Source organism: Kitasatospora sp. NPDC008115 (assembly GCF_042957205.1).
Classification (GTDB): Bacteria; Actinomycetota; Actinomycetes; order Streptomycetales; family Streptomycetaceae; genus Kitasatospora.
The window spans coordinates 44,970-65,165 of record NZ_JBIBHU010000018.1; the positions used below are offsets into that span (position 1 = coordinate 44,970).

The 20,196-nt window shown below is 76.4% G+C and carries 20 protein-coding genes; 14 read left to right on the forward strand and 6 right to left on the reverse strand.

What is annotated here, in order from left to right:
* The 4 genes from ACFZBX_RS22625 to ACFZBX_RS22640 form a co-directional block, all read right to left on the reverse strand.
* The coding region (locus ACFZBX_RS22625) for a hypothetical protein (protein WP_391535577.1) at nt 1–227 on the reverse strand (227 nt) is incomplete at its 3' end.
* Between the two features lie 201 nt (nt 228–428).
* On the reverse strand, nt 429–1,259 hold the full coding sequence (locus ACFZBX_RS22630; RefSeq protein ID WP_391535578.1) for a hypothetical protein: 831 nt from the start codon (nt 1,257–1,259) through the stop codon (nt 429–431).
* Nucleotides 1,256–1,771: a hypothetical protein gene (locus tag ACFZBX_RS22635; RefSeq protein ID WP_391535579.1), complete on the reverse strand. Its 516-nt coding sequence runs from the start codon at nt 1,769–1,771 to the stop codon at nt 1,256–1,258. Before ACFZBX_RS22635 ends, ACFZBX_RS22630 begins: the two co-directional genes overlap by 4 nt.
* Nucleotides 1,772–2,305: 534 nt before the next feature.
* Nucleotides 2,306–3,361 carry a substrate-binding domain-containing protein gene (locus ACFZBX_RS22640; RefSeq protein WP_391535580.1) on the reverse strand — a complete coding sequence of 352 codons (1,056 nt, stop codon included), beginning with the start codon at nt 3,359–3,361 and terminating at the stop codon, nt 2,306–2,308.
* Between the two features lie 567 nt (nt 3,362–3,928).
* Here ACFZBX_RS22640 and ACFZBX_RS22645 point away from each other — a divergent pair.
* From ACFZBX_RS22645 to ACFZBX_RS22660, 4 genes are all read left to right on the forward strand, one after another.
* Nucleotides 3,929–5,317, forward strand: coding sequence for a cellulose binding domain-containing protein (locus ACFZBX_RS22645; protein ID WP_391535581.1), 1,389 nt, complete (start codon nt 3,929–3,931; stop codon nt 5,315–5,317).
* A gap of 667 nt (nt 5,318–5,984) precedes the next feature.
* A complete protein-coding gene (locus tag ACFZBX_RS22650; RefSeq protein WP_391535582.1) occupies nt 5,985–6,479 on the forward strand; it encodes a hypothetical protein in 495 nt (164 codons plus the stop codon).
* A 101-nt stretch (nt 6,480–6,580) separates the two neighbouring features.
* On the forward strand, nt 6,581–9,502 hold the full coding sequence (locus tag ACFZBX_RS22655; RefSeq protein WP_391535583.1) for an AAA family ATPase: 2,922 nt from the start codon (nt 6,581–6,583) through the stop codon (nt 9,500–9,502).
* Between the two features lie 143 nt (nt 9,503–9,645).
* Nucleotides 9,646–9,819, forward strand: coding sequence for a hypothetical protein (locus tag ACFZBX_RS22660; protein WP_350548720.1), 174 nt, complete (start codon nt 9,646–9,648; stop codon nt 9,817–9,819).
* Between the two features lie 126 nt (nt 9,820–9,945).
* Here ACFZBX_RS22660 and ACFZBX_RS22665 read toward each other — a convergent pair whose 3' ends face one another.
* Complete coding sequence (locus tag ACFZBX_RS22665; protein WP_391535584.1) at nt 9,946–10,395, reverse strand: hypothetical protein; 450 nt, start codon at nt 10,393–10,395, stop codon at nt 9,946–9,948.
* Between the two features lie 313 nt (nt 10,396–10,708).
* Between ACFZBX_RS22665 and ACFZBX_RS22670 the strand changes: the two genes are divergently transcribed.
* The 6 genes from ACFZBX_RS22670 to ACFZBX_RS22695 all read left to right on the forward strand — a co-directional run bounded on the left by ACFZBX_RS22670 (nt 10,709) and on the right by ACFZBX_RS22695 (nt 15,710).
* Nucleotides 10,709–11,743 (forward strand): LLM class flavin-dependent oxidoreductase, encoded by a 1,035-nt coding sequence (locus tag ACFZBX_RS22670; protein WP_391535585.1) that lies wholly within the window; start codon nt 10,709–10,711, stop codon nt 11,741–11,743.
* The gene (locus ACFZBX_RS22675; protein ID WP_391535586.1) at nt 11,740–12,858 is read left to right on the forward strand and encodes an LLM class flavin-dependent oxidoreductase; all 1,119 of its coding nucleotides are present in this window, start codon (nt 11,740–11,742) and stop codon (nt 12,856–12,858) included. Before ACFZBX_RS22670 ends, ACFZBX_RS22675 begins: the two co-directional genes overlap by 4 nt.
* Before the next feature lie 90 nt (nt 12,859–12,948).
* A complete protein-coding gene (locus tag ACFZBX_RS22680) occupies nt 12,949–13,791 on the forward strand; it encodes a hypothetical protein (RefSeq protein WP_391535587.1) in 843 nt (280 codons plus the stop codon).
* 37 nt (nt 13,792–13,828) lie between these two features.
* Entirely contained in the window at nt 13,829–14,482 is a 654-nt protein-coding gene (locus ACFZBX_RS22685; protein ID WP_391535588.1) for a hypothetical protein, read from the forward strand.
* A 44-nt stretch (nt 14,483–14,526) separates the two neighbouring features.
* Nucleotides 14,527–15,228, forward strand: coding sequence for a hypothetical protein (locus ACFZBX_RS22690; RefSeq protein WP_391535589.1), 702 nt, complete (start codon nt 14,527–14,529; stop codon nt 15,226–15,228).
* Nucleotides 15,229–15,278: 50 nt separating this feature from the next.
* On the forward strand, nt 15,279–15,710 hold the full coding sequence (locus ACFZBX_RS22695) for an NTP pyrophosphohydrolase (RefSeq protein WP_391535590.1): 432 nt from the start codon (nt 15,279–15,281) through the stop codon (nt 15,708–15,710).
* Nucleotides 15,711–15,738: 28 nt separating this feature from the next.
* Here ACFZBX_RS22695 and ACFZBX_RS22700 read toward each other — a convergent pair whose 3' ends face one another.
* Nucleotides 15,739–16,617 (reverse strand): hypothetical protein, encoded by an 879-nt coding sequence (locus ACFZBX_RS22700; RefSeq protein WP_391535591.1) that lies wholly within the window; start codon nt 16,615–16,617, stop codon nt 15,739–15,741.
* 429 nt (nt 16,618–17,046) lie between these two features.
* On the opposite strand from ACFZBX_RS22700, the gene ACFZBX_RS22705 reads away from it, so the two are divergent.
* The 4 genes from ACFZBX_RS22705 to ACFZBX_RS22720 are packed head-to-tail and all read left to right on the forward strand — an operon-like array spanning nt 17,047 to nt 20,141.
* Complete coding sequence (locus tag ACFZBX_RS22705; protein ID WP_391535592.1) at nt 17,047–18,780, forward strand: ATP-binding protein; 1,734 nt, start codon at nt 17,047–17,049, stop codon at nt 18,778–18,780.
* Nucleotides 18,777–19,184 (forward strand): roadblock/LC7 domain-containing protein, encoded by a 408-nt coding sequence (locus tag ACFZBX_RS22710; protein WP_391535593.1) that lies wholly within the window; start codon nt 18,777–18,779, stop codon nt 19,182–19,184. The genes ACFZBX_RS22705 and ACFZBX_RS22710 overlap by 4 nt, the downstream gene beginning before the upstream one ends.
* Entirely contained in the window at nt 19,181–19,540 is a 360-nt protein-coding gene (locus ACFZBX_RS22715; RefSeq protein ID WP_391535594.1) for a DUF742 domain-containing protein, read from the forward strand. The genes ACFZBX_RS22710 and ACFZBX_RS22715 overlap by 4 nt, the downstream gene beginning before the upstream one ends.
* Nucleotides 19,521–20,141 carry an ATP/GTP-binding protein gene (locus tag ACFZBX_RS22720; RefSeq protein WP_391535595.1) on the forward strand — a complete coding sequence of 207 codons (621 nt, stop codon included), beginning with the start codon at nt 19,521–19,523 and terminating at the stop codon, nt 20,139–20,141. The genes ACFZBX_RS22715 and ACFZBX_RS22720 overlap by 20 nt, the downstream gene beginning before the upstream one ends.
* The last annotated feature ends 55 nt before the right edge of the window (nt 20,142–20,196 follow it).

Here is a 20,196-nt window from a genome sequence, read left to right on the forward strand (position 1 = left end):
CGCAGGGCAGTGCCGAGGGCGTGACGCATCGCGCCGTCGACGGCCGCACGGGCAATGGCGGCCTGCGCGGCCTCAGAGAGAGTGCTGCCAGCCAGATCGGCGAGGCGACGGGCCGCGTTCCAGCCGAGGTCCGCCGCACCGTTGCGGTCGTCCGCGCCCCCGGGACCGGGGTCAGCGGCGCGCGACCGGGGTGGGCTCGACGTAAACACGCAGACGCTGATGGGCATGGAGCCAGCGGAGCCGGGTGCCACAGGCCCGCAGGGCAGTGCCGAGGGCGTGACGCATCGCGCCGTCGACGGCCGCACGGGCAATGGCGGCCTGCGCGGCCTCAGAGAGAGTGCTGCCAGCCAGGTCGGCGAGGCGACGGGCCGGGGTTCCAGCCGAGGTCCGCCGCACCGTTGCGGTCGTCCGCGCCCCCGGGCCCGGGGTCAGCGGCGCGCGGCCGGGGTGGGCTCGACGTAGACGCGCAGGCGCTGATGGGCGTGGAGCCAGCGGAGCCGGGTACCGCAGGCCCGCAGGGCGGTGCCGAGGGCGTGACGCATCGCGCCGTCGACGGCCGCGCGGGCCGTCGCGGCCTGCGCGGCCTCGGGGAGGGTGCTGTCGGCCAGGTCGGCGAGGCGGCGGGCGGGGTTCCAGCCGAGGTCCGTCGCGCCGTTGCGGTCGTCCGTGCCGCCGGTCCGGGCGCAGGCGGCGAGCGTGATGCCGGTGGCACCGAGGTGGGTGGCCACGGGGAGGCCGGCGAGGGTGGCGCTGCGGCGGACGGTGTTGACGACGTCCGCCGGGAGCCCGAGCTCCACCGGGGTCGGCCCGACCTGGCGGGCGACCAGGACGCCGGGCGGGACGGTCAGACCGCCGCCGGTCACGGCCCGTCCGTCGACCCGCAGCTCCCGGCCGGTCCGGTCGCGGCTGGTCTCCAGCCCGAGGGCCGGCAGGAACTCAGCGAGCGCGTTCGTCATCGCCATCTCCACCACCTCCCGGGCCGGCCCGGCCGCGTCGCCCGGCTCCGCCACCGCGGCGGCGCCGGTCAGACGCGGGGACGGCAACCAGTCGAGGGCGGCCATGCCCGCGCACTGGTCGCGGGCGTCGACGGGCCGGGCGGGCCGGATGCGCACGCCGGGCCCGTGGTCGCCGAAGGCGACCGGCAGGCCGGCCAGCAGTACCGCGTCGGTGAGGCGGTCGGCGAGGGCGGGATCGACCCGGCCGACGGGCGGGCCGGCATCGGCCGGGGCGGGCGGCTGCCGGTGCGACGGGAGGCTCACGAGTGCGGGCCCTTCTGCGTGGGGGAAAGGGGGGGACGGCCGGGGCGTGGGCTGCGGGACGCGGCGGTGTTGCGGATGCGCCGGGTACGACCGCCCCCGGCCGGCACGGCCAGGGCGGCCGCGTCCCGCGATTCCTCCGCGAGGCGGAGCTGCAGCCAGTTGGACGCGGTGAGCACCTGCTCGGCGTCCCACGGCTCGTCCAGGGCGATCGCGCGCAGCAGCGTCCACTCCCGCAGCCGCCGGGCGGTGAAGTCGTCCACCGCCACGGGCCCGGTCAGCTCCCGGCACCAGGCCGACCAGCCGGGGTCGGCGAGGAGTTCGGCGGCCCGCCGGTCGAGGTACTCGCACACGGCGCTGTTCGCCATGGTCGGGTCGGGATCGGTGAGCACCCGGGCGACCAGCGCGGCCGCGCCGCCCGGGGCCACCGCGGCGAAGGCCCGGCCGTAGCGCGCGAGCCGTACGTGCTCGTCCGGATGCCGGTCGGGGACGGTGCCCGACGCACTCTCACCCAACTCCCCGTCCCCTTTCGGCTGCCGTGACGCGGGATCGTATCGCGGCCCGGCGCACTGTCGAACTCCCGTTCCCCGGCTGTCGTGGCCTCAAACGCCTTGGAAGACACCGCTCCGGCCCGATCCGCACCCGAACCACTGTGCCCCGCCCCCGGGCGGACGGCCGGCTGCCCGGGCGGAGGAACACCACTGCCCGACCTGGCCGACGGTCGATCCCGGACACCCGATCAAGGCCGCCGGCCGTCGGGCTCCTGGCGGTCCCCGCGTGCGGAGGTCGACACGGTGGTCGAGGACCGTCGGCGGGCTACCCGGCCGAGGTCAGGGGCCGGTTGGGCGCACTGGGGGGCAGGTCGGCGGGGTGGGCAGGGGGACGGATCTCCCGCTGTCGGAACAGCACCGTGCGTTTGGCCTGCACCGGCCGGAGCACCACCGACCACACCTGCGCGGGCCGCCCCGCCGTTGACCTCGCCCGTTCGCGGGAGGACCGGACCGACTCCCACCGGCCCGGCCCTCCCACGGGCGGCGTGCCCACCGGGTTCAGAGGCTGATGCCCGTGGCGTAGACGCTGGTGCCGCAGTTGGGGACCGTGAGGAATCCGTAGCCGGTGATCACGGCCGGGTGGCCGCAGATCCAGCCCGGGCCGGAGGCCGGGCCGAAGATCCTGCGCAGCGCGACACCGCGAGCGGTGGTGGCGGTGTATTCGGCGGTGCGGAAGGCGTGCCACAGCATGCGGCCGTAGACGGTGGCGGCGAAGGCGGGGCTGATGCTGTTCGTCAGGCTGTCGACGGGTGCGATCCCGTTGACGGCACGGAGGGTGAGCAGGCCCGGTGACTCCGCCCCGGTGCCGTGGCCACGGTACACCTGGTCGACGTAGACGCCGACCGAGTACGGGAACACCACGTCGTCGTCGTTGAGCAGCGGGTCGGTGCCGCGGTCGTTTCGCGGACCGGAGGTCACGCAGGCTCCCGGGGTCACCGGCGTGCCCCCGCCGATCGCCTTCAGGAACGCCGCGCGGGTGTCCGAGTTCGGCTGCGGGAGCACCGGCTTGATGGTGGCGTTGATCCACGACGGATCGAGCTGGGTCCAGTTGGTGACGGTGCACTGGTAGATGCTCCTGAGCTGGTTGGTGCTCAGGTTGGCCGGCGCGTGGCCGCCGGACTTGGCCGCCCAGGTGACCGCGTCGCGCGCGAACGGCACGAAGAGGTACGGCTGGGGGCTGGGGTCGACCGCCGGCTGGCGCGCGGAGCGGACGTAGTCGACGGTCGACGAGGTGGTGCCCACCAGCGCGTTGAACCCGGCGAGGCTGCCGTCGGGGCGCGCGATGAACGGCGCCCCGGTCTTGGTCGTGATCGGGCTGGGCCCGGTCGCGTCCCAGCTGAAGAGCCGCGGCTGCCCCGGCGTGACGGTGGCGTCGTAGTCGTTGGACGTCCGGTTCATGAATCCCTGCGTGGTGTCCGCCCCGACCCCCACCAGGTCGATGGCGGCCGGCACCACCCCGGGAGGCGGGTCGGCCACCGCCGCCGGCGCCAGCACCCCCACCGCGCACACCGCGGTCACGAGACCCGTCATCACACGGGCAGCCGTCGAACGCATCGAAGATCCCTCCCGGGCATCACCCACCCGGCCCCACCGGCCGGAGGTGCGCCCATCCTCACCACCCGGCCACCCCGCGACAATGCCAATCACACTTCAACTCAGCTCCGGCACGCATCAGTTGGCGCCTCCGACCAGCCAACATCCGGCCCTGGCCGCACCCCGCCCCCCAAGAGTTCTTCCCTCGGCAACCCGGCCACGGAGGCCGCCCGGTCGGTCCCGGTGGCCGTCGGGGCGGCACCGAAGCCGAGGACACGGCCGGGACGGGCGGACCTTCACCCGCGCCCGTACCCGGGCCGGCCGGGATGACCGTCGCCGGTCCCCTCTCGGCCGTACTGCCGCAAGCGCCGTTCGGCGGCCGTCAACAGGCACAATCAGCCACTCCCGGCGGCGGACGTCCGCGTTCCGGCCGATCGCCGCACTTCGGGCTTGACCAGCCAAATTGGTCTATGCCACTTTCTGATCGCGCGGCCCGCCACCTCCTCCCCCACCGCCGCATCCGAGGTGAACCCGGGCTCCCCTCCGCCGGCGCCGCGCGCCATCCCCCACGTCAGGAGAGGAACCCCCATGACCGTCAGAACCAGCCGCCGGCTCCCCCGCGTCCGCGCGGCGCTCGCCGCCGCCGTCGCCGTCGGGCTCGGCGCCGGTGTGCTCGGCGCCCTGCCGGCGGCCGCCGCCGCGGGCGAGCCGCTCGCCGTGCAGTACCGCAACGGCGGCAGCGGCAGCTCGCAGGCCTCGCCGTGGCTCAAGGTCGTCAACACCGGGACCACGCCGATCTCGCTGGACCAGGTCAAGCTGCGCTACTACTTCCGCTCCGACTCCCCCTTCGCCGCGTACCGCTTCGCCTGCGACTGGGCCGTCCGCGGCTGCGCCAACGTCACCGGCACCATCGGCACCATCAACGAGCCGGGCGCGGCCGCCGACCGCTACCTGGAGATCGGCTTCACCGGCGGCGCCGGCACGCTCGCCCCCGGGGCCGACAGCGGCGACCTCCAGTTGCGCGTCCACCGCACCGACTGGCAGTCCATGCAGCAGGGCGACGACTACTCCTTCGGCGCCGCCCAGACCGGGTACGCGAACTGGACCAAGGTCACCGCGAGCGTCGCCGGCGTCCAGGTCTGGGGCACCGCCCCCACCCGGCCGACCGTCCCGGGCGGGCAGGTGCTCTTCGACGACCTCGACTACACCGGCCACGCCGACCCGGCGCTCGCCGCCCACGGCTGGAACGCCCGCGCGGGCGGCGGCGGGCCGGGCGTCGCCGGGGCGACCTGGGCGCCCGAGAACGTCACCTTCGCCAAGCAGGACGGCAACTCGGTGATGACCCTGCGGACGTCGAGCGCCGGGACCGCCGAGTCCACCCGGCACAGCGAGTTCCACAGCCAGGCCATGAAGTTCCGCAACGGCACGTACGCCGCCCGGGTCCGCTTCTCCGACGCCCCGGTGACCGGCCCCGACGGCGACCACCTGGTCCAGAGCTTCTTCGCCATCAACGACCTCAAGGCGCCGGACGCCGACGACTACTCCGAGTACGACTTCGAGTACCTCCCCAACGGCGGCTGGGGCGAGACCTCGAACATCTTCTTCACCACCTCCTGGGAGACGTACGGCGCCGAGGGCTCGGTCAACCAGTACACGACCTCCCGGACGTCGTTCGCCGGCTGGCACGACCTGGTCCTGACCATCGACGACAGCACCATCGTCTACTACGTCGACGGGGTCGAGTTCTCCCGCCACGACGCCCGCTACCTCCCCGAGCGGCCGATGGTGATCGCCTTCAACCAGTGGCTCACCGACCTGGCCGGGCAGACCGGTACCGAGGCGCGCACGTACGAGGAGCAGGTGGACTACGTCCTGCACGTCAAGGACCAGGTGCTGACCCCCGCCCAGGTCGGCACCCTCGTCACCGGCTACCGCGCCTCCGGCACGTCCTTCACCGACACCGTCCCCGCGTCCTGACCCCTGCCGACGACGGCAGACCGCGCCTTCCCGTCCGTGCCCGGCCGCCCCACCGGCCCGGCACGGCGGGGGCGCCCGGAGCGTGTGCGAAGTGCACCGGGGGCGCACGGCGCTTCGTGCACCACCACCGACTGCCGCGCGGTGCGGCGCCCGGGTGAGCCGACGGGCCGCCCGGACCGCGACGCGACGGCCGGGCGACGCGGGAAACCGCAGGTGGGAGGGCATCGGGGCGGCTCGCGGCGCGGCAAACCCGCGTGCGGGAGTCCGGATCGCCACCGCCCGCACCACGGGGCGCCGGTGCCCCACCCTTGGCCGGGGTCCCGGCGGTCCGCACGATCTCAGGTGTCCGGCGCTCACCGCCCCGCCGCTCCGTCCCCGGGAGGACCCTTGCCGACCACATCGGCCCCGGCCACTGGCAGGCCGCCGAGGGCACCACCACGCTCGCCTTCCGCGGCACCACGGGCACCACGGCGGGCCCGGTCCTGGACGACGCCCGGGTCCTGCCGTGCACACCGTGTCCCACCTGCGGCTGAGCGGGCACCGAACGGTGCAGGAGCGGCAATGGGTAGTCGCCCCCATTGATCCCCGTACCGTTCCGGAGGTCCGCTGGACCCCGGCCCGCGGCCGCACTCCCCCACCCGTCACAGCAAGCGGCAACCAGCAAGCAGTGAGCAGCGAGCAAGGCCAGGTGAACGGCATGCACCACCCCCACGAACCGCTGAACCGGGCGGCCCGACGGCCCGCGATGTATCTGCGGTGCCGCCCGTACGACCCCCAGGAGGCCGAGTACGTCCGCTCCGCCATGGAGCACCTGGCGCACCGCCTCGCGCTGCCCTTCCCCGACGTCTACGCCGACCACGGCCTGAGCACCCGCGGCCCGCTGCCGGCCCTGGCCAGTCTGCTGACGGCGGCCGAGCGCGGCTGGGTGGACGTGGTGCTGGTGCCCGGGCCGTTCGTGTTCTCGCTCGACGACCGCGCGGCGGCGGCGACCGTCGAACGCCTCGCCCGGGCGGGCTGCGAGGTGATCGAGGCACCGGGCCGGGTCGTCCGGCCGGTCGGCGCGCCCGGGGACCCGCTCGCCCCCGTCCGTCGGCACCTCGCCGCGGCCGCCGTGCCGTCGCCGTCGCCCGACGGGGCCGCGGTGGCGTACGGGGCGGTCTGAGCGGGTGTGCCCGGCCCCGCTCGACGGGGGCGGGGCGGGCGCGGGCATCATGGGGGCATGTCCGCTCACACCTCCTCCGCCGCCGACCCGACGCGGCGCCGATGAACCCGCCGACGGCGCCGGACGCGCCGGAGGGACCCGGCTTCGTGGGGCGGGCCCGGGAACTCGCCCGGCTCGCCGAGGCGCTGGCCCGGCCGCCGGCCGTGCTGCTCGTCGAGGGCGAGGCCGGAGTCGGCAAGTCACGGCTGGTCGCCGAGGCGTTGCGAGCGCTGAGCGGCCCGGCGGCCGCCGGCACGGGCCGCTCCGTGCTCCTCGGCCGCTGCCACCCGCTGCGCGAGCCGGAGCCGTTCGGCCCCGTGGTGGACGCCCTGCGGGACGCCGCCGCGCTGCTGCCCCCGCCGGGCACGCTGCCGCCCAGCACGGGGGCGCTGCGCCGGGTGCTGCCGGACCTCGCCGACCGGCTGCCCGCCGCGCCGGCCGTGGACGGCGACCTGCTGTCCGCCCGGCGTTTGCTGGCCCAGGGCGTGCGGGCGCTGCTGGCGGCGCTGGACGACCCGGTGCTGGTGGTCGAGGACGTGCAGTGGGCCGACGACGCGACCCTCGACCTGCTGGTGCGGCTGGCCCGCGACCTGCCGCCCCGGCTCTCCCTGGTGGTCACCTACCGGCCCGAGGACCTGCCGCCCGGAGCCCCGTCGCTCGCGGCCGCCTGCCGGGGCGCGGCCCTCGGGCCCGGCGCGGGCGTCGGCCTGCTGCGGCTGGAGCCGCTGGACGCCGCGGAGGTGGCGGAACTCGCCCGGACCGTGCTCGGTGCGACGGCGGCCACCGCCGAGGTCGTCCGGGTGCTGCACGAGCGCGGCCAGGGCCTGCCGTCGGCCGTCGAGGAGGACCTGCGGGCGCTGGCGGACCGCCCGCCGCCCCGGCGGGCGGCCGGCCTCGCGGCCGCGCTGGCCGCCGCCGAGGTCCCGCGCACGGTGGCCGACGCCGTCACCGGCCGGCTCGCCCGGCTCGGCGCGAACGGGGCGGCCGTGGTCGCCGCGGCGGCCGTGCTCGCGGTGCCCGCGGACGAGGACCTGATCACCGCCGTCGCCGGACTGGACGCCGGGGCGGGCGCGGACGGCCTGGCCGAGGCGCTGCAGGCGGCCGTCCTGCACGAGACCTCGCCCGACCGGTACGCCTTCCGCCACCCGGCGGCCCGGCGGGTCGCCCACCAGCGGATTCCCGGGCCCCGGCGCCGGCTGCTGCACCGGCGGGCGGTCGCCGCGCTGGAGTCCCTCGACCCCCGGCCGCTGGCCCGGATCGCCGAGCACACCCTGGCCATGGGCGACCGCGCGGCCTGGCAGGACCTCGCGCAGGCGGCCGCCGACCAGGCCGTGGCGCTCGGCGACCCGGGCGGCGCCCGCCGGATGCTGCGCGGCCTGCTGGACGAGCCGGACCTCGACCCGCGCCGGCGCGGCCGGGCCGCCCTGGCGCTGGCCCGGCTCGCGGCCGACGACGTGGACCCGGCGGCCAGTGTGCAGGTGCTGAGCGACATGGTCGCCGACCCCCGGCTGCCGGTCGCCGACCGCGGCGAGATCCGGCTGGCGCTCGGCTTCCTGACCGCGGTGCACAGCGGCAACCGGGCCGGGTTCGGCCCGATCCGCGAGTCCCTGGAGGAGCTGGAGGAGCGCCCGGTGCGGGCGGCCCGGGCCATGGTGGCGATCGCCATGGACGAGCGCGACGGCGCCGGCCGCCACGCCCGGGAGTGGCTCGACCGGGCGGAGCGGCTGCTGGCGGCCCACCCGGACGAGGACGTGGCCGCCGCCGTGCGGGCCACCTCACTGACCTTCCAGGCCAGGGCCGGCGACCCCGCGGTCTGGGACCGGCTGGACGAGCTGCCGCGCGCCTCGGAGCGTCCCGAGGTGATGCGCCAGACCACCCGGGCGCTGTACAACACGGGCGAGATCGCCATCGAGCTGGGCTACGACACCCGGGCCGCGCACCTGCTGACGGAGAGCCGGCGGCTGGCCATGCTGACGGCCATCCCGTACCTGGAGTGCTACAGCCGGCTGGCCCTGATCCGGCTGGACATGCTGGCCGGACGCTGGGACGGGGTGGAGCAGCGGTTCGCCGCGCTGGGCGCCGAGTTCGACGACCTGGCGATGGCCGGGGCCGAGCGCTCACTGCTGGTCGGGCGGCTGGCGGCGGGGCGGGGCCGGCTGGCGCTGGCCCGGGAGGAGTTCACGGTCGCCGCCTGGTACGGGCAGCGGGAGTCGCAGGTGACCGTGGCGCTGCGGGCGGCGGCCGGGCTCGGTGGGCTGCAGCTGCTGGAGGGCGACAGCGCCGGCGCCGCCGAGACGGTCGGTCCCGCGCTGGCCACCGCGCGGCAGGCGGGCGCCTGGGCGCGCACCGCCGAGCTGCTGCCCGTGGCGGTGGAGGCGCTGCTGGCGACGGCCGGCCGGGACGAGGCCGGCGCCGTCGTCGCGGAGGCGGCCGAGGCGCTCGCCGACCGGAGCGCGCCCGCCGCGTCGGCGGCACTGGACCAGGCCCGGGGGCTGCTGCTGGCGGCGGACGGCGGAGCGGGCACGGTGGAGGCGTTCACCCGGGCCCGGGACCGCTGGCAGGACATCGGACGCCCGTACGAGGCGGCGCGGGCGGACGAGCGGATCGCCGCCGCGCTGGCCGCCGTCGACCGGGCCCGGGCGGCGGAGCGGATGGCGGCCGCCGAGCGGGTCTACCTCGGCCTGGACGCGACCACCGACACCGCGCGGTGCCGCAAGCTGCGCCGGGACCTCGACCTCGGGGGGATCGGCTCGCCGGGGCGCCGGGGCTACGGCAAGCAGCTGTCGCCGCGCGAGCGGCAGGTGGCGGAGCTGCTCGCGCAGGGCACCGCCAACCAGGACATCGCCCAGGCGCTCTTCCTGTCGCCGCGCACGGTGGAGCATCATGTGGCGAACGTGCTGCACAAGCTGGGCACCAGCCGCGCCGGGACGGCGCAGGCGCTCGCCCGGGCGGACGCGGAGGCCGACGCGGCGGCGGACGGCTGACCGGGGCCGGGGGCCGGGTCACCCATCGTTCCCGGGAACCGATAGGTAGTCACCCGCATTGATCCGGCCACCCCCGAGCGGGTTCCCTGGTGGCACCGGCGAGCGAGCGGGGCAGCCGCTCCCCGACCAGGAGGGATCCCAGGATGAGTGCACGTCACCACGCGCCGAGCGCGACCGCCGTCCAGGCGACGGACGGACCGGCCCCGGCGGGGGCAACCGTCCGGCTCTCGCCGTCCCCCCGCAAGGCCGGAAACCATCCCGCCCTGGTCCGGCTGGCCCGGCTGAGCCGCTCCGGCCCCGCGCACTGGGCTCACTGAGCGCGCCGGTCCCCGGCCGCTGCCGCGTGCGGGCGGCAGCGGCCGGGGACCGGCTGATCATGGAAGGACGAACGGCCCTGCCCGGGCGAGCGGGCAGGGCCGTCGCCGTGCCGTGGACCGGCGGGATCAGCAGCCGGCCTGCACGGTGATGGTCGCGGTGGCGGGCGGCCAGCCCCACTGGGTGGTCTCCAGGGTCGCCGTGGCGCTCGAACCGCACGGCACGGTCCCGGAGATGCGGCCCACCGGGGTGCTGGAGCGGTCGACCAGGACGGTGGGCGTGATGGTGCCCAGGGTGGCGCCGCCGACCACCGAGGCGGTCATCCGGTAGGGGACCGTGCGGGCCGTCCAGCCGATGCTGCCGGGCGTGGTCTGGCCGTAGAAGGTGACCTGGTCGCCGCTGACGACGGCGCAGACCTCGTTGACCACCACGCCCCGGTATCCGGTGACGCAGACGCCCGGAGCGGGCGAGGACGGGGACGCGTCGGCGGCGGACGCGGTGCCCTGGGCGGCGGCGCCGGTGGCGCCGGCGGCGGTCAGGACGGCGCTGGTGGCGAGGATGGCGAGGAGCCGGTTCATCGGGTGATTCCCGTTCATGGGTAGGGGCGACGGCGTGAAGCCATGTGACATTTCACGCTTCACACGTCACATGCTGGCATCGATCCTGGCGGAATTCCTAATTCCACCCTGGCTTTTGAAGACAGATATTGGTTTCAGCCTTTCAATGACCAATTCTCATCGCTTAGGGCAACCTTCATGGCGCCCGGTTTCCGCGCATGAACACTTCGTTGCAAGCGTTGCCGGGGCGGTGCGCCGCCGCGCAGGATGAACGGGCCCGGCCGCGCGGACCAACGCGCGGCGGACGGGCGGCCGACTGGAGGGGATCGTCTCCGTGTCCGTGCAACAGCTCCATCTCGCCGTACTCCCGCCCACAGCCGACGGCTCCGCCGACCCCGGCGGGCTCGACGGCCTCACCCGGCTCGCCCGCACCGCCGAGCGCGGCGGGTTCGACTTCCTCCTCCTGCCCGAGTCCGCGAAGGGCGGGCCCGAGGTCCTCACCGCCCTCGGCGCCCTGGCCGCCGGCACCACCCGGCTCGGACTGGCCGCCGGCCTCGGCCCGGCCGGCCATCAGCCCTACGAGCTGGCCCGGCGGTTGGCCTCGCTGGACCACCTCAGCGCCGGCCGCGCGGCCTGGAGCGTGACGACCGGCCCCACCGCCTCCGACGCCGAACGGCTCCGCCACGGCGCCCTTCCGCCGGACGCCGGACGGCACGCCCACGCCGCCGAATTCCTGCGCGCCGCCCGGACGCTGTGGGACAGCTGGGCGGAGGACGACGTCCCCGCCGACCCGTCCGACGGCACCTTCGTGCGGCCCGGCGCGGGTGCGTTCGTCCACCACGGCACGCACTTCGACCTCAGCGGCCGGTTCACCACACCGCGCTCGCCGCAGGGCCACCCGGTCGTCGTGCGGACCGTCGGCTCCCCGCGGGACCTGACGTCGGCGGCCGCCGACGCCGAGGTGGCGGTCGTCCCGTACACCGGACTCGACGAGGCCCGGGCGCTGCGGCAGGACCTCGCCGAGCGGCTCGCCGCGCACGGCCGCTCCCCCGACGGGCTCAGGGTCCTCACCGCCGTCGGCTACGCGCTCGGCGACACCGCCCCGGCGGCCCGCGACCACGCCGCCGACATCGCCGGCACACCGCACGAGGTCGCCGACGCGCTCACCGCGTACGTACGCGGCGGCGGCTCGGACGGCTTCCTGCTCACCCCCCACCCGGGCGCCGGTCCGCTGGAGGACTTCGTCGACCGGGTGGTGCCGCTGCTCCGGGCCCGGGGCGCGCACCGCACCGCGTACGCCGGAACCACCCTCCGCGACCACCTCGGGCTCGCCCAGGCCCGCCGACCGAGCCGGGAGACCGCCGCATGACCAGCACGTCCACGACCCGCCCCGAGCGCGGGCTGCCGCCGCTGCACCTCGCCGTCGCCCTGGACGGGGCCGGCTGGCACCCGGCCGCCTGGCGCGCCGAGGGCGCCCGCCCCGGCGAGCTGTTCACCGCCGGGTACTGGGCCGACCTGGTGACCGAGGCCGAGCGCGGCCTGCTCGACCTGGTCACCGTCGAGGACGCCCTCGCCGTCCAGTCGGTGAGCCTGCGCGGGCCGGACGAGCGCACCGACCAGGTGCGCGGCCGGCTCGACGCCGTCCTGATCGCCGGGCGGGTCGCGCCGCTGACCTCGCGGATCGGACTGGTGCCCACCACCAACGTCACCCACACCGAACCGCGCCACCTCTCCGCCGCGTTGGCCACCCTCGACCGGGCCGCGCCCGGCCGGGCCGGCTGGCGGCCGCAGATCTCCGCCCGCGCCGATGACGCCGCCCACTTCGGCCGCCCCGCCCCGGCGACGCTCCAGGAGACCGACCTCGGCTCCCCCGAGACGATCTCCGGCCGCCTCGCCCCGCTCTTCGACGACGCGGCCGAGGTGCTGGCCACCGTCCGCCGGCTCTGGAACGGCCGCGAGCACGCCCTGCCGGTCACCGTCCTCGCCCACGCCCGCATCCCGTACGAACTGGCGGCCAAGGGCGGTGACGTCGTCTTCATCACCCCGCACTCCCCCGACGACGTGGCGGCGATCCTCACCGAGGTCGCGACCGCCGCCACCGCCGTCGCCCGGCCGGCCGAGCGCCCCCTCAAGGTCTTCGCCGACCTCCTCGTCCTCCTCGACGACAAGCCGGGCGAGGCGGCCCGCCAGAAGGCGCGGCTGGACGACCTCGACGGCGCCCCGCTCGCCTCCGACGCCGAGGTCTTCGCCGGCGCCCCCGCCGAACTCGCCGACCTCCTCCTCGCCTGGGGCACCGTGGACACCGCAGGACTCCGCCTGGACGGCTTCCGCCTCCGCCCCGCCCGCCTCCCCCACGACCTCCTGGCGATCACCCGCTCCCTCGTCCCCGAACTCCAGCGCCGCGGCGCCTTCCGCACCGCCTACCAGGCCCACACCCTCCACGGCCACCTCGCCCTGCCCGACCCGGCCGCCCTCCGGCGGTAGAGCCGACGGGTTCGGCCGCACCGCCCGTGACCGGTGACGTGACGATCTTCGCCGGGCGCGGGCTGGTGGAGTCCTCGAAGGCGAACGCCGATGACCGACATGCACGCCCGCCGCGCGGAGATCCGTCTCGGCGCGGCGCTGGAGGGCCTCGCGGTCGCCTGCCACGGGGCGACCGCACACCCCGGGGAGCACAACCACGAGTGCCGTGGGGGCAGCGCCGACGAGCTCGCCCTGCTCAAGGTCCCGGGTGTGCGGCTCGACCCCGACCTCCTCCGGCGGACCTGGCAGGTCCCCGACTTGAGTGACCACGGCGCGGTGCTCCGCCGGATCCTGCCGCAGCTCGCGGGCACCCTCGTCGACAGCCGCTCCGAGTCGTTCCGCCACCGGGACGAGATCGGCGGGTCGCTCGCCCGGGGCCGCTGGCAGGAGTGGCCGCCGCAGCAGGCCGCCGCCGTGCACGAGTTCCTGCACGCCTTCTGGGCCTACGGCCTCCTCACCCCCGCGCTCGGCCCCACGCCCTTCGCCCACGCGCACCGGACGCTCGTCCTGTGCGTCGAGGCCTCCGGCGAGCTGGGCCCCTGGCTCCGCGCCTGGGAGGCGCTGGAGCACCCGGTCGCCGACCGGAACCTCGCGGAGGCCGCCGAGAGCTGGTCCTGCGACCTGCTCGGCGACGAACTGCCCTGGAACACCCGCCACGACAAGGCCGCCCTGCTGACCACGCTCACCTCCTGGCTCGCCCGTCACGCCGCCCCCCGGCTGACCGCCCGGGGCGCGCCGGGCGAGCTGCTGCACCACCTGAGGCTGCTCGGTCTGTCCCTGCCGGACCGCCGGGACGACCCGCACTGGCCCCGGGACCTCTGCCGAGAACCCCCGCCCGGCCGGCGGGGATGTCGGCGCGGGGCCGTAGATTCGGTTCGGCAGAGCAGGAGTTGAGCGAACCTTGGACAGGACGGCGAGCCCGATGACCCCCGTGACCCCGATCCCCCCGAGCGAAGCGCACGGCGTCGCCCTCACGGAGCGCGCCATCGCCTCCGTCGCGGCCGATCCGCACCGGCCGATCCTGGCCTACGGCCCGTGGGCCGGGCCCTGGCTGACCGGGGAGCCGGAGCCGCTGGCGGCCGAGGCGCTGGCCGGGGCGGTCTTCCCGAGCGGGCGGCCGCTGCCGCCGAGCCTGCGCCGGTGGCTGGCGTTCGACGCCGGACTCCTGCGCCGGTTCGGGTGGCTCGACGGGGACGGCCGGTTCACGCCCCGGTCGCTGGGCGAGCTGGCGCGCGCGGAGCTGGGCGACGTCTGGGGCTCCTGCTTCGACACCGTGTCGGACCGCTTCGACGAGTGCTTCCTGCTCCCGGGCGGCTCGGACTCCCGCCGGGTGCTGGCCACCGGCGCGGGCGACGAGCACGGCGAGTACCCGGTGTTCGCGCTGGACATCGACGACATCCCGTGCGTCGAGCTGATGTACCCGGGACTGGACGTCTACCTGGCCGACACCGCCGGCGTCATCACCGTCGACCTCGACGGCTACTCCTGCCTGGTCCAGGACCCGCGCTACGCCCGGCGGATGCTCACCCACGCGCAACGGGCCTTCGGCGGCGAGTTCTCCGAACAGTGCTTCCCCGACCTCTGACGGCCCCGCCCTTCTTCGACCCCCCGAGTGAGGAGGCCCTCGCCTTGGAGCGGCCGCCCGGCCTCGATCCCCGGCTCCCCGGCATGGAGTGGCTCGACCACGTCGGCACCGACCCCGGCCTCGCCCTGGAACTGTTCGTCACCGACTGGTACCCCGCCGGCCCCGCCACGGAGCCACCGCCCGAGCCGCCGCGCTCCGTACCGCCCGCGCTGCGCCGGTTCCACCGCCTCGCCGCGCGGCACCCCGGCCTGTTCGGCAGGCAGAACCGCCTATGGCCCGCCGGGCGGTTCCAGGCCGCGGAGCGCAGCGACCGGCTGGTGATCGGCGGGGACAGCCTGGGCGGCTGGGACTGGTCGATCGCCTGGGAGCCCGACGCCACCGGCACGGACCCGACGGTCCGGCACACCCGGGAGGGCGACGACCCGACCGCCGAGCCGGAACCCCTCAGCCGCTTCCTCCTGCACTTCGCCCTCTTCGAGGCACCGGTCGGCCCCTACGTCGCCTGGGGCAGCAGCACTCCCCCCGCCGAACTGCTGCCCCGGCTGGAGGGGGTGCTGCGCCGGGTGCCCCTGCGGTCGTACCACTCCCCCTCCATGGGCAGCGAGATCCATGCCGCCCCCGGCGTGATCGCCCACACCCCGGCCGCCTCGGCGGCCTCGGGCGGCTACTTCGTGACGGCCCGCCACCGTCACCTGCTCCGGCCTCTCGCCGGGCTCGGCATCACCTGGGGGCGCTTCGACGGCTGACCGGCGCCGTGGCGGCGCCGCGGCGGGAGGGCGTGCCAGACTGGCCCGTCATGGGTGAGAACGAGGCCGCGCGGGCCGTGCCGCTGCTGGTGGTGGACGGGGCCAATGTCGTGGGATCGGTGCCCGACGGGTGGTGGCGGGACCGACGGGGCGCGGCGGAGCGGCTGCGTGACGCACTGGCGCCGGTCGGTGGTCAGGGGCTCGGTGACCGGCCGGAGCTGCCGGTGCGGGTGCGGACGGGGCCGCTGGAGGTGGTGCTGGTGGTCGAGGGCGCGGCCCGGGGAGTCACGGCGACGCCGGAGGTCCGGGTCGAGGCCGCGAGCGGCAGTGGCGACGATCTGATCGTCGACCTGGTCGCGGCTGCGCTCAGCGCCCACCCCGGACGGGACTGCCTGGTCGTCACGGCCGACCGCGGGCTGCGCGCCCGGGTCACCGCCCTCGGCGCCGCGGTCGCGGGACCCCGGGCCGTCCGGCCGGCCTGAACGCCGGGGCAGGGCGGGGAACAGCGGCTCACAGCGTCGGGGGCGGCCGGCCGTACAGCTCGGCCGTCGCACCCGGCAGGGGCGGCCCGCCGGGGTCCGCCGCGCGCCGCCCGGCCACCGAGGTCGGCAGCATCACCACGGCGACGAGCAGCGCCGCGACGGCGAAGGTGCCGAACCCGGCGATGCTCAGCGGCAGTTCCATCCAGGTGCTGAGCCAGGTCACCAGCCACAGCTTCAGCGGATTGCCCATCGTCGCGACCGCCAGACCGGCCGCCGACCGCAGCCGCACGCCGCGCCCCGGCAGCGACAGCCGGCTGAACTTCGGGCCGAGCACCGCCCCCAGGGCGACCAGGGTGAGCAGTTGCCGCCAGCCCGGGCCGTTCCCCAGCGCGGTGCCGTCGAGCACGGCGACCACCAGCGCGAGACCGGCGACGGCGAGCAGGTGCCGCGCGACGCCCCGCAGCGCCGACCCGTCCCCGTCGCGGTCGGCCAGCACGGACCAGAGGTGGCGCACCGTCACCCCGACCAGCATCACCACCACGGCGGCGACCACCGTCGCGCCCGGACCCGACAGCCCGACGGACAGGCCGAGCCCGCCGGCCAGCCGCACCGCCGCCCAGAGCGCCGCCGGCTCCGCCGCGAGCAGTGCCGGGAGCAGCAGCAGCGCCCCGAGGCAGGACGCGCACGAGCGGTCCGGCGGGAAGCGGCGGACCAGCGCGCCCCCGGCGGCGTGCACGGCGACCAGGAGCAGCGCCGCGACGAGTACGGCGGCGCACCGGCTCGCGGGCGGATCGCCCAGGTCGAAGCCCGCCACCACGGCGGCGGCCACGGCGAGGCCCACGGCGGTGGCCACCAGGTCGAGCAGGTGGGCGGCCGGGCCGGTCACCGGCCGGGATCCGTTCGACATCCGTCCCCCCGGGGTCGGGCGTGTTGGGCCATGGTTCCCCGCCCGCCGGTCCGCGACCCGTCCGACGGCCCGTCACTTCAGCCGACGGAAGCCCCCGCCGGGGACCTGAACCCCTGCACGCCGGAGCGCACCACAGCGCGCCCTAGCACGAAACGGCGCGTGCTCGTGGCAAGTTCACCGGGAGTCCGCTCGCATTGGCGAACTGGGCGTGGGCGCCCGTGCGCGGCGGGCGGCGCACGGTAAACCTGAGGCCGACACCGGCCCGGTCGCGGGTCCCGGAGTCCGGCCGGGCCGCTCCCGCCGGCGCGCGCAGCGCTCGGCGACAGCGCGTCCCGGTGCCCGACCGCCCCGCCCTGAACACCGCACGCCCCCGGGCGCCGACCGCCCGCCTTTCCCCCCACCACTCTTCGACCGTTTTGAGGATGCTGAATGCTTGGTGCTGGTTCGTCATCCGGACGCCGGCGCTCCGCCCCCGTGCTCGTCTGGCTCCTGCCCACCCTCGCGACGGCCGCCGTCGCCGCCGTGACGGTGGCCGCGGCCTCCCCCGGTGCCCGGACCGGGGTCGCGCTCTGCGCGGCGGTGGGCACCATGGCGGTGGTCCTGGTCGCCGCCGAGGCCGCCCGCCGGGGCCGGGTGGCGGAGGAGTTGCGCACACGGGCGGTCCAGCGCGAGGGCGAGTTGCTCCGCCGGCTGACCCGGCAGGAGACCGAGTACATCCGGATGGCCAAGTCCGTCCTGCCCGCCGCGATGACCAGGCTCACGATGGGCGAGGGCCTGGAGAACGTCGTCCGCGCCTACACCCTCCAGGACGTCACGGTCGGCGCCGAGTTCCGGGCGGCGCACCAGACCCTGCTGCGCGCCGTGATGGAGACCGTCGAGAACGAGGAGGCGCTGCGCGAGTCCGCCCGGCGCTCCTTCGTCAACATCGCCCGCCGCGTCCAGGCGATCGTCCACCGGCAGGCCGCCGAACTGCGCAGCATGGAGCACGCGCACGGCAACGACCCCGCCGTCTTCGACGACCTGCTGCTGCTCGACCACGGCAACGCGCTGATCGGCCGGCTCGCCGACAGCATCGCGGTGCTGGGCGGCGCCAGGCCGGGCCGCCAGTGGAACAAGGCGGTGCCGCTGTACAGCGTGCTGCGCGGCGCCATGTCCCGGATCCTCGACTTCGAGCGGGTCGAACTGCACCCGGTCTCGGAGGTGGCCGTGGTCGGCCCGGCCGTGGAACCGCTCATCCACGCGGTGGCCGAACTCCTGGACAACGCCACCCGCTACTCGCCGCCGCACACCCTGGTGCACCTGACGGCGGTCGAGGTGCAGACCGGCATCGCGATCGAGATCGAGGACGGCGGGCTCAGCCTCAGCGAGGAGGGCCGGGCCCGGGCCGAGCGGATGATCGCGGAGGCGCAGGCCGGCATCGACCTCAACGACCTCGGCGAGACGCCGCGGCTCGGCCTCGCGGTGGTCGGCCGGCTCTGCCAGGCGTACGGCTTCCAGGTCTCGCTGCGGCCCTCGGCCTACGGCGGGGTGCGGGCGGTGCTGGTCTTCCCGCAGGAGCTGATCACCACCGCCCCCGCGACCGGGCGCGCCCACGGCATCGGGGTCACCGGCTCGTCCGGGCCGGACCCGGTGGACGACCGCCGGCCGCACACCTCGCCGCCGCCGCGCCGCCCGCTCACCGGGCCGCCGCCCGGGCCGCTCAGCGGCACCCGCAGCCCGGCGTTCAACGGGGCCTCGCTCGGCGGCTCGCGCCGCGACTCCTTCGGCGGGTCCTTCGGCGGCCCGCGCGGCGGGTCGTTCAACGGGCCGGTGACCGGCGGGGACGACGTCCCGGTGGTGACCGAGCGGACCGCCACCGGTCTGCCCCGGCGTCGTCGGCACGCCGCGCCGGCGAACCGGTTCGCGGCCGGCGCCACGACCCGCCCGACCACCGCCGGACCCGGCACCCCCGCCCACGGCACGCCCACCGGCGGCCGTCCGCCCGCCCCGCCCGGAGGGCCGGCGGACGCGGGGCAGGACGCGGTGCAGCCGGGCCTGTGGCTGGCCGCGTTCACCGAGGGCATCAACGGCACCGGCCCGGAAGGCGGCAGCGGCAGCGGCAGCGGCGGCGAAGACGGCAGCGGCAACGGGGACTCGACGGGGACGCGGAGGGACGAGCGATGACTCAGCCACGGACCAACCTGGACTGGCTGCTCAAGCAGCTCGCGGACGAGGTCCCGCTCGTCCGCAACGTCGTCGTGCTCTCCGCCGACGGCCTGCGGATCGCCCAGCACGGCACCGCGCCCGACGCCGCCGACCGGCTCGCCGCCGCCTGCGCCGGGCTGCAGAGCCTCGCCGCCGCCGTCGGCCACGAGTTCCCGCACGGGGACGGCCGGATGCGGCTGGTGGTGATCGAGATGGGCGGCGGGTTCTTCTACCTCATGGCGGCCGGCGCCCGCGCCTACCTCGCGGTGCTCGCCGACGAGGGCGTGGACGCCGGGCTGATGGGCCACCGGATGCGCGACCTGGTCGCCCGGATCGGCGAGCACCTCAGCACGCCTCCGCGAAGGGGCGAGCCCGTCGCATGAGCACCACCGGCCGGGACTGGGGCGAGGAGGCCCCGGAACGCTTCTACGTGATCACCCGCGGCCACACCCAGCCGGCCGGACGGCCCGCGCTGGACCTGGTCACGCTGGTCGTCGCCCGGGCGGAACCCGCCCCCTCGATGCCGCCGGAGCACACGGCGATCCTGCGCCTGTGCGGATCGCCGCTCTCGGTGGCCGAGGTCTCCGCGTACCTGCGGCTGCCCGTCAGCGCGGTGACCCTGCTGCTGGCGGACCTGGTGGCCGAGGAACGGGTCGAGGCGCGCGCCTGCGTCCCGGCCGCCCTTCTCCCCGACCGTGCCCTGTTGGAGGCGGTGATGCATGGACTTCAGCGGCTCTGACACGGTGCCCGGGCCGGCGGACGAGGATCTGCTGCCGGACTCGGCCGCCGCGGCCGTCAAGGTGGTGATCGTCGGCGGCTTCGGCGTCGGCAAGACGACCCTGGTCGGCTCGGTGAGCGAGATCCGCCCGCTGACCACCGAGGAGACGATGACCCAGGCCGGGGCGGAGGTCGACGACCTGGCCGGGATCGAGCGGAAGTCCGAGACGACCGTCGCGATGGACTTCGGCCGGATCAGCATCAGCGACGAACTGGTGCTCTACCTGTTCGGCACCCCTGGCCAGGAGCGGTTCTGGTTCCTGTGGAACGGGCTGTTCGAGGGGGCGCTGGGGGCGGTCGTCCTGATCGACACCCGCCGGCTGGAGATCAGCTTCGACGTGATCGGCCGGCTGGAGGACCGGGGCGTGCCGTTCGTCGTGGCCGTCAACGCCTTCCCCGGCTCCCCCGACTGCCCGCACGAGGAGTTGCGGCTCGCGCTCGACCTGCCGCCCGAGGTCCCGATCGTGGCGTGCGACGCCCGGATCCGCCGGTCCGGGCGGGACGTGCTGCTGGCGCTCATGCACTACCTCTACGACCTCGCGGGCCCGCCACCGGCGCGCTGACCCGCGCCCCGCCCCCACTCGCCTTCCCCCCACCCGCCGTCCCCCACTCGCCGAC

What these genes read in the sequence shown, in the direction of transcription:
- ACFZBX_RS22655 (WP_391535583.1), top strand. Translation starts at nt 6,581, where the DNA reads ATGAACCCGCCGACGGCGCCGGACGCGCCGGAGGGACCCGGCTTCGTG.
- ACFZBX_RS22710 (WP_391535593.1), top strand. Translation starts at nt 18,777, where the DNA reads ATGACTCAGCCACGGACCAACCTGGACTGGCTGCTCAAGCAGCTCGCG.
- ACFZBX_RS22700 (WP_391535591.1), bottom strand. Translation starts at nt 16,617, where the DNA reads ATGTCGAACGGATCCCGGCCGGTGACCGGCCCGGCCGCCCACCTGCTC.
- ACFZBX_RS22675 (WP_391535586.1), top strand. Translation starts at nt 11,740, where the DNA reads ATGACCAGCACGTCCACGACCCGCCCCGAGCGCGGGCTGCCGCCGCTG.
- ACFZBX_RS22720 (WP_391535595.1), top strand. Translation starts at nt 19,521, where the DNA reads ATGGACTTCAGCGGCTCTGACACGGTGCCCGGGCCGGCGGACGAGGAT.
- ACFZBX_RS22665 (WP_391535584.1), bottom strand. Translation starts at nt 10,395, where the DNA reads ATGAACCGGCTCCTCGCCATCCTCGCCACCAGCGCCGTCCTGACCGCC.
- ACFZBX_RS22695 (WP_391535590.1), top strand. Translation starts at nt 15,279, where the DNA reads ATGGGTGAGAACGAGGCCGCGCGGGCCGTGCCGCTGCTGGTGGTGGAC.
- ACFZBX_RS22660 (WP_350548720.1), top strand. Translation starts at nt 9,646, where the DNA reads ATGAGTGCACGTCACCACGCGCCGAGCGCGACCGCCGTCCAGGCGACG.
- ACFZBX_RS22640 (WP_391535580.1), bottom strand. Translation starts at nt 3,361, where the DNA reads ATGCGTTCGACGGCTGCCCGTGTGATGACGGGTCTCGTGACCGCGGTG.
- ACFZBX_RS22645 (WP_391535581.1), top strand. Translation starts at nt 3,929, where the DNA reads ATGACCGTCAGAACCAGCCGCCGGCTCCCCCGCGTCCGCGCGGCGCTC.
- ACFZBX_RS22715 (WP_391535594.1), top strand. Translation starts at nt 19,181, where the DNA reads ATGAGCACCACCGGCCGGGACTGGGGCGAGGAGGCCCCGGAACGCTTC.
- ACFZBX_RS22680 (WP_391535587.1), top strand. Translation starts at nt 12,949, where the DNA reads ATGACCGACATGCACGCCCGCCGCGCGGAGATCCGTCTCGGCGCGGCG.
- ACFZBX_RS22705 (WP_391535592.1), top strand. Translation starts at nt 17,047, where the DNA reads ATGCTTGGTGCTGGTTCGTCATCCGGACGCCGGCGCTCCGCCCCCGTG.